The sequence below is a fragment of the Flavonifractor porci genome (assembly GCF_037572415.1).
GTDB classification, from domain to species: Bacteria; Bacillota; Clostridia; order Oscillospirales; family Oscillospiraceae; genus Flavonifractor; species Flavonifractor porci.
The window spans coordinates 64653-73415 of record NZ_JBBHLB010000018.1 but is presented as its reverse complement, the minus strand read 5'-3'; the positions used below and the strand labels follow the sequence as shown (position 1 = coordinate 73415).

General features: G+C 52.8%; 8 protein-coding genes. All 8 read left to right on the top strand.

The window, feature by feature from the left end:
- Positions 1–192 (top strand): V-type ATP synthase subunit D (locus WHJ28_RS13860; RefSeq protein WP_340042652.1); only part of this gene is annotated, 192 nt, incomplete at its 5' end.
- Positions 193–229: 37 nt separating this feature from the next.
- Entirely contained in the window at positions 230–1507 is a 1278-nt protein-coding gene (locus tag WHJ28_RS13855) for an NCS2 family permease (RefSeq protein ID WP_340042651.1), read from the top strand.
- A 395-nt stretch (positions 1508–1902) separates the two neighbouring features.
- Positions 1903–2220 (top strand): DeoR family transcriptional regulator, encoded by a 318-nt coding sequence (locus WHJ28_RS13850; protein ID WP_340042650.1) that lies wholly within the window; start codon positions 1903–1905, stop codon positions 2218–2220.
- A 386-nt stretch (positions 2221–2606) separates the two neighbouring features.
- A complete protein-coding gene (locus tag WHJ28_RS13845; protein WP_340042649.1) occupies positions 2607–4535 on the top strand; it encodes an ATP-dependent DNA helicase in 1929 nt (642 codons plus the stop codon).
- Positions 4535–4681 carry an SHOCT domain-containing protein gene (locus WHJ28_RS13840; RefSeq protein WP_302668339.1) on the top strand — a complete coding sequence of 49 codons (147 nt, stop codon included), beginning with the start codon at positions 4535–4537 and terminating at the stop codon, positions 4679–4681. Before WHJ28_RS13845 ends, WHJ28_RS13840 begins: the two co-directional genes overlap by 1 nt.
- Positions 4682–4750: 69 nt before the next feature.
- A complete protein-coding gene (locus WHJ28_RS13835; RefSeq protein ID WP_340042648.1) occupies positions 4751–6298 on the top strand; it encodes a recombinase family protein in 1548 nt (515 codons plus the stop codon).
- Positions 6299–6301: 3 nt separating this feature from the next.
- A complete protein-coding gene (locus WHJ28_RS13830) occupies positions 6302–7078 on the top strand; it encodes a recombinase family protein (RefSeq protein WP_340042647.1) in 777 nt (258 codons plus the stop codon).
- Between the two features lie 23 nt (positions 7079–7101).
- Positions 7102–8739: a recombinase family protein gene (locus WHJ28_RS13825; RefSeq protein ID WP_340042646.1), complete on the top strand. Its 1638-nt coding sequence runs from the start codon at positions 7102–7104 to the stop codon at positions 8737–8739.
- The last annotated feature ends 24 nt before the right edge of the window (positions 8740–8763 follow it).

Genomic DNA, 8763 nt, shown 5'->3' with positions numbered 1-8763 from the left:
GAGTATGTGAAGATCCCCCAGATGGAAGAGGCCATCAAGTATATCTCCATGAAGCTGGACGAGAACGAGCGCTCCAACACCATCCGTCTGATGAAGGTGAAGGATATGCTCCTCAAGGAGGCCATCGAGGAGAAGCGGGAGACCGACGCCAGAGCCGTAGAGGCTTTCGGAGCCCGACTGGAAAACGTGTAAGCACAATCAGCGGACGCGATAAGGACAAGGCGGGGACATGATGGATGGATTTTTCAGAATTAGCGCCCGTGGCAGTACCGTAAAACGGGAAGTAATAGGGGGCGTGACTACATTTTTTGCCATGGCTTATATTATCCTTGTTAACCCCAATACCCTGTGTGCCAACATGGGTACACAATCGGCCCCCTACTTTCCAGCTATGCCAGAGGATTTGTGGGGGCCAGTACTGGTAGCTACTTGTGTGTCGGCAGCCATTGGCTGTTTCCTCACCGGAATGCTGGCTAACGCGCCCTTTGCCCAGGCTCCCGGTATGGGATTGAACGCCTTTTTTACATACACCGTTTGCCTGGGAATGGGTTACACCTGGCAGGAGGGCCTGGCAATTGTTTTTCTCAGCGGGCTGATCTTTTTGGCTATTACACTCTCTCCTCTGCGCGAGAAACTGATTCATTCCATTCCGGACTGTCTTAAACACGCCATTTGCGCAGGAATTGGATTATTTATTGCATATATTGGCCTGTTAAACGTAGGACTTGTCTCTATGACTGATTCCGTTCCGGCCCTCTGCCTGTCCACATTCGTGGACGGGCAGAGGGTATGGAATACCCAAGGTCTGCTTACTTTGGCCGGATTGCTGCTTACCGCCATACTAGTATCGTTTCGAATCAAAGGAGCAGTGGTCATCGGCATTATTACTACTACTTTACTGGGCTTGCCCATGGGAGTAACGCAGTTACCTGAACACATGACCATGGAGCAAATCACCTTGGCACCCGTCTTTATGCAATTGGATCTAGGAGGAGTGCTTTCCAAAGGATTACTGCCCCTATTGACCGCTGTAATCAGCTTTGCTATCGTAGATTGCTTTGACACGGTAGGAGCCTTGGTAGGCTTGTCTGCTCATGCAGGCTTTGACGATGGCCAAAAGCAGAGCAGCCGCGTTCTTATCGCAGACGCTATGGCTACCTGTTGCGGGGCCTGTATCGGAACCTCCACTGTTACCACATTTGCAGAATCCTCCGCCGGTATTACTGAGGGAGCACGTACCGGATTAAGTTCCTTGGTGGTAGGAGTTCTTTTCCTGGCTTCGGTATTTTTAGCTCCTTTGGCAGGAACTATCCCAGCCGCTGCTACGGCTCCCTCTCTTATCATCGTGGGTGTTTTGACAATGCGCAGTGTGTCTCTCATAGCATGGGAAGACATGGAGTGTTCCATACCCGCTTTTCTTACCATTGCAATGATACCCTTTAGTTATTCCATCTCCGATGGGATTGCCTTTGGTTTCGTTAGTTTTAGCCTGCTTAAACTGATTTGAGGCAAAGGCAGAGAGGTTCCCGCTCTTATGTATGCAATTTCCTTATTATTTGTCCTCAGATATTTGTTAGGTAATTTAAATCTGGGGTAAGCTAGCATATTATCCTTGCTCTTCAAGTAATTTCCCTAAAAAACACAAGTTGTTTTGATGCATAGAAAAGCAAATATCGTTATAGTTGGCTTCAAAAATGAAGTAACAAAAGAATTATTGGAAACTGCTTAAGAGCATTATTTCTCTAAAGCAGTAACGATTCTATTACAAAAATATATGCGGTCGCAAAGGCCGGAGCAAACTGAGTCTTTTAACACTCAGCTTGCTCCGGCCTTTTTTTAATTTTTAATGCGGACAAAATTTGTCCGCATTAACATGTAAAGTTTGGACATGGAGGTGAGTGTGTGAGTGCCAATGAGCGGCGCAAGCAGATCTTAGACCTTCTTTGTCAGCGTCGAAGGGATACCGTACAAAACCTGGCTACAGAGTTTGGGGTTTGCGAACGGACAATCCGCAGAGATATTGAAGAACTCACACTTACCTACCCTCTTGAGACAGTCCGTGGCCGATATGGCGGCGGAGTAAGAATGGCTGACTGGTACTTTCAGGACCGACCAAAGCTATCGCCTAAACAGACGACTTTGCTCAAACGCTTGGCAGTTGGACTGCACGGCGAGGACCTGGACGAAATGAACCAGATCCTGGCCCGTTTCGCTTCCTGAAGGAGCGCCTACTGCTCCACGGCACCTTGAAAAGTTCATACCAGCAGTACGGAGAACCACCTGAACAGTTGAGCGTCATGCAGCGCGCGCCATGACACCCAGAGCAGATGCCCTGGGCCGAGCGAGAACGCCACCTGCATGGGGCGCTATGGCACGCGCTTTTGCATAGACGCTGTTTGGGTACACAATGAGACACCTCGCTTGGCCTGCGCATAAGACAGGCGGCGCTGCCCTAGAGTTGAAAGCAGTAGAGACTCCAGGTAAAAGCCCGTGCGGCTTCTTGCCGGAAGCCGATCCGTACTGTTCCCCATCGTCGGGGGGCGAGCTGCAAATACGACGAGAACAAACAGCAAAACAACTCACTTATTCAATAGGAGATTTTACAGATGATTAGTTATCATAACAGGCAGGTCGCACATCATGAGATCGACCATATCTTTCAGGATCTCTTCCCAAGCCATGGCATGACGGCCCGGCCCAGCCAAATCGAGTTGAGCCACAAGATGCTGGACGCCATGACCCACAGCAAGATCGCTTTAAGCGACGCAGGAACGGGAATCGGCAAGACCTACGCCTATCTGGTGGCTGGTGTTTCTTTTTCTCGCGCGTTGATCCGGGAGAACATCCCTTTCCAGCCCATCCTCATTTCCACCTCCAGCATCGCCCTGCAAACGGCGGTAAAGGAGGAATACATCCCGTTCCTCTCCTCTGTTCTTTTGGAGGATAAGCTGATCCAGACCCCCATCCGGGCGGTCATTCGCAAAGGAAAAAGCCACTATGTCTGTGATGAGCGTCTGATGCGCCGCCTGCGGCAGGTAGACCTGGAACGAAAAAATCCGCTGGCCGCACAGGCACTCCTCTCCCTGCGGGATCATTTGGACGCAGACCAAGTCCCTCATCTCAGTCAGTACGACCGAAATCAGGTGTGTGTCCCCACGATTTGTGATTGCCGCAGGGATGGCTGCCGGTACCTCTGCTATATGGAAGCCTGCAACTCTGGCCGCTATCTGTTTCAGATCTGTAACCACAATCTGCTGTTGGCAGACGCCATCCGCCGTGGCAGCGGTCACCGCCCCATCCTGCCGGACGTTGGCGCTCTAATCATTGATGAAGCACACAAGCTGCCTGAGACTGCCCGACAGATGTTTGGCGTTACCCTGGCAGCCAAGGACATCCGCACGCTGATCCGCACCCTACGGGCGGAACGATATCTGCTGGCATCGGAATCCCTGGCTGATATGGCATCGGCGCTTTTGAAGCTCATGTCTCTGCCCCCTGATGGTGACCGCCCTTTTTCGGACTATGTCCGACACATGATAGGACCGGCCCGAACCCTGGCTACCATCCAGAGGCAGCTCGGCGGGGTACTGACACCAACCGCCAGAAAGGAATTGGATCAGATATCCTCCGCAGTCCATCTGTTTTTGGAGGAACGCTCTGACCTGGTATTCTACACTGCGGCGGATGACGATGGCGGCACATTGCTGTGCGCCTCCATCTCCGACCTGACCGCCCAGCTCCAAGCAACACTCTGGTCACAGCCCCAGCCTGTCCTCCTTACTTCCGGAACATTGGCCATAGGCAAGGACTTTTGTCGTTTTAAAGAGGAGGCTGGCCTCACCGACAACGCTCGGGTGGAGGAATCTGTTTCGCCCTCTCCCTTTGATTACCGGAAAAACTGCCTGCTGTATTTTCCTGCTATGCCGCCCAGGCAGCACGAAGTAGACTACTTTGACAAGCTGGCTGAAGAGATCCGCACACTGCTGATCGCGGCCCACGGCCATGCGTTGGTACTGTTTACTTCTTATGCAGGCATGTCCGCTGTGAAGGATCGTTTGAAGCAACAGCCCCTTCCGTTTCCACTGTTTACCATGGGACGGAACGCCCCGCACACTATGGCCCAGTTCAAGGCGGCACCTGGAAGTGTCCTGTTTGCCACCGGTGCTGCCTGGGAGGGCTTTGACTTTCCCGGAGACTGTGTCTCTTTATTGGTCATCCCAAGACTGCCTTTCCAGTATCCGGACGCTCTGCAAGAAAAAAAGCGTGAGATATATCCAGACCTTCGTTCTTTCATCCGGACCGTGGCTGTGCCGGAGATGCAGATCAGACTCAAGCAAGGGTTCGGACGAGCCATCCGCTTGGAGACTGACACCTGTGCCATCGCCATTTTGGATGAACGAGCCGCCAAGGGCAGCCGTTACTTCCGGGATGTTCAATCCGCGCTGCCCGAAATACCTATCACTAGCAGCATCTATGCGGTAGAACGATTTATCCGGCGAGTCAAGGATGAGAGCTACTTTGAGGAGGCTGCGTGATGGAGATCCGAAACGAACTGCGTTACCTGTTATCGGTGGGCCTGTGGGAACGGATGGCGGCTGACGGCCTGCTGACCAAAGAAGAACTGGCCAGGGCCAAACGGCTGTCCGTGGAGCGATACCGGCCCGGAACTGTTTGGGAATAGTGCTGGCTATTCCCGCAGGGGTGTGGTATGGTTTCCTTGCCAAAAAAGATGGAAGGAGGCGAATGAGAAATGGCTGAAGTACAAGTAATTCCACCCAAGGCAGCGAGACCAGACACCCTGCGGGTAGCAGCCTACTGCCGGGTCAGTTCTGACTCGGCAGACCAGCTCCATTCCTACGCTGCCCAGATCCGGGCCTATACGCAGGCGATCAACGCCCACGATGGCTGGGATTTGGTGGACATCTACGCAGATGAGGGCCTGACCGGCATGCGGATGGATAAGCGGGAGGACTTCAACCGCCTGATGGCAGACTGCCGGAAGGGCAAGATCGATAAGATCGTGGTCAAGTCCATCTCCCGATTTGCCCGAAATACCCGCGACTGTCTCGCCACCCTGCGGGAACTTTCCGCGCTGGGTGTGACCGTCAAATTTGAAAAAGAGAATATCGACACTGGAACGCTCACCTCAGAACTGATGGTGAGCGTTTCCGCTTCTCTGGCCCAGGAGGAATCCATCTCCATCTCCAAAAACCAACGTATGAGCTATCAGCGCCGCATGGAGCGCGGGGAGTTTATTACCTGCTCCGCACCATTTGGATACCAAATCGTTGATGGTAAGAATCTTGCAATCGTAGAGGACCAGGCAGAGATCGCAAAGTGGATCTTTGCAGCCTATCTAAAAGGATATAGCTCCGAGTGGATCGCCCGGGAGTTAAGTAAGAATGGGCCTGCCCCCCTTCATGGTGGACAAAAATGGCATCAGCAGACCATTCGAAAGATCTTAACAAACGAGAAATACATTGGGGATGCCCTCTGTCAGAAAACCTACACAACCAACACATTTCCATATTGCAGGAAAGACAACCATGGCGAAGCGGACCAATATTATGTAGAACACACCCACCCTGCCATCATCAGCTATGAGGACTTTCAAAAAGTTCAGGAACTGCTGAAACGGCGGGCAGAGCGACAGTCGATTCCACATGATCAGACCCCGCTTGCTCGGAAGATCATCTGTGGGCAGTGTGGGACGCTGTACATGCGGAGAATTTCGAAAGCTGGATACGTCTCCTGGGTATGTCGCAAGCATGACAGAAAAGCCGCCGACTGCCCCAACGGACGGATCAGCGAGGACAGCATCCATACGGCATTCCTCCGGATGTATCGCAAGCTCCGCACCCATGACGGCATCGTGCTGGCACCTGTGCTGAGGCAAATGGAGACTTTGTCAGATGCCCTGCATCGCGGCAACCCGGCCATGCTGGCGGTCAACACAGCCATCGCCACGGCATCCGAGCAGAGTTACCACCTCACAAAGCTGCACACGGCAGGTCTCCTGGACAAGGCTGCCTTATCCACAAAGCAGGCGGAACTCAACGCCAAGCTGACAGAACTGCGCCGGGAGAGGCGAAAGCTGCTTTGCAATGAGGATATTGATGAACAGGTGGATGCACTTCGCCTAACGATCGATACCATCCGAAATGGTCCGGAGACTCTGTCCAGCTTTGACGAAGCCCTGTTTACCAAGCTGGTGGAACGAATGGTTGTAGATACTCAGTGCACCATCCGCTTTCAACTATATGGCGGGTTTGAATTCCAAGAAACACTGGAGGCGTAGGCGATGACAAATCGGAAAATATTGTATGGCTACCAGATCGTACACGGCGATCTGGTCATCCAGGAGGAGGAACGCCTCACTGTTCAAAATGTATTTACCACCTATCTGGCCGGGTTATCCTATCAGGCACTGGCAGACCGAATGAATGCGGACAACATCCCTTTCTCTCAGGAATCGCCACTGTGGAACAAGCACAAAATCAAGCGAATGCTGGAAAATCCTCGTTATGCCGGGGAAAATGGATACCCATCCATCATTGACCAAGATACCTTCCAGCAAGTGCAGGAAAAGATCTCAGAAAAGACAAGTGGGAAGTTTCCACGCCGGACGGAATCGGATGGCTTATGGCAAAAGCTGCGAAGCGGATGCTGTCAGACGCGCCTGCTCCGAACCGGAGGGCCAATCGGGCATACCGGAAACGTCCATCTGAAATGTTCTGCCTGCAGAAACGCATTTGTTGTCAGGAAGGAGGAATTGCTTGCGCAGACGGCACGGCAGCTTGCGACACATGAAAAGTCCGTATGTAAGCCATACGCGCCCTCTGCGGAGGCCGTTCGTCTAGCCAACGCCATTAACCGGGCGTTGGAACAGCCAGGAGACGGTAAGGAGGCTCTCTCCCACATCCTGCAAGGGGCAGCTGCCCGGTATGCCTGCTGTGATGATGGTGTGGATATGGCTGTAAGCCAAACGCAGCCCGACCAAATCGACTGGGAACGCTTCGAACGAACGGTCTCCCATATCATAATCGGAACAGATAACGTAATCACCGTACACTTCTGATTAGGAACAGAAAGGACAGCAAAATGGAACAATTATCACTGGAACGCACCGTCCACCGTATTCCGGCATCACGGTCCAATGTAGTAAGCAACAAGACGAGGCTCCACGGCAGGCAGCGGGTGGCGGCTTACTGCCGGGTCAGCACCGACAGTGAGGAGCAGATCAACAGCTACACCGCCCAGAAAGCCTACTACACCCAGAAAATTGAGGAGTCCCCAGATTGGGAACTGGCCGGGATCTTTGCGGACGAGGGGATCACCGGGACCAGCATGAAAAAGCGCAAAGAGTTCAACCGGATGATCACCGCCTGCAAGCGGGGCGGGATCGACCTCATCCTGACAAAATCCCTCTCCCGCTTCGCACGAAATACAGTGGACTGCCTGGAGACGGTACGGATGCTGAAAGCGAGAGGAATCGGGGTCATCTTCGAAATAGAGAACATCAACACCCTTACAGAATCCAGCGAGTTCCTCATCACCCTGTTCAGCGGATTTGCCCAAGCCGAGAGTGAATCACTCAGCGTCAATATCCAGCTGGGCATCCGGATGGCAATGAAAGAAGGAAAAGTCAACTTCCACTACAAGTCCATGTTGGGATACCAGCGGGGAGCGGACGGCAAGCCGGAGATCGTACCGGAGGAGGCCGAGGTGGTGCGGCGAATCTACCGCCGGTACCTGGAGGGCTGCAGTGAGGGCCAGATCCAGAGAGAACTTACCCAGAATGGGATCGCCACCGCAAAGGGTGTCAAGGCATGGTCCCATCAGATCGTGCATAACATCCTCACCAACGAAAAGTATGTAGGGGACGCCCTGCTGCAAAAGACCTTCACCACAGACTGCATCAGCAAGAAGGTCAAGAAGAATACCGGCGAGTTGCCGCAGTACTATATCAAAGACAACCACCCTGCCATCATTCCAAGGGACGTCTACCAGCGGGTACAGGAGGAGATGGCACGGCGGACCAGCAAGCGAAAGATTCTGCAGAAAAGCGGAAAAACAGAACAGGGCAAGTATTCCGCCAAGTATGCGCTCAGTGAGCGACTGGTCTGTGGGGAGTGTGGTTCCCCATATAATCGGTGTACCTGGGCCAGAAACGGCGTCAAACGGATCGTCTGGCGGTGCGTCTCCCGGTTGGAATTTGGGAAAAAATACTGCCATAACTCGCCTTCCATGGCGGAGGACAAGCTGCATACCGCAATTCTCATGGTACTTAACCGGGTAGTCGAAGCAAGCGATGGCCTACAGGATGAACTTGCAGAGACGCTCCGAATGGTATGTACCCCGGAAGGGGGCGGTAACAACCTGTCAGAATTGGAGCGCGAACTGGAAGCACTGACCGCACGGCAGAATACAATGTTGGATCAGGCTCTGGCCAATATGGATGACCTGACTATAACGGATCAACTCAAAGCTCTGCTGGAAGAAAAGCAGCACCTGCAGACACGGATCGATGCGGCGAAGAAGGAGGCAGCAAACCGAATCAACGAGGACTCACGTATGGCAGAGTACACAGCTTATCTGGAGGAACATCTCAATGGCTTCCCTCAATATGATGACGAGATCGTTCGCAAGATGATTGAACGGGTCACTGTAGTCGATGCGGAAACAATCCGGGTCAAGTTCCGATACAGCGATTTGGAGATTGAACAGACCGTGCGCTAGAATAAAAGCACGAAGGAATGGCTG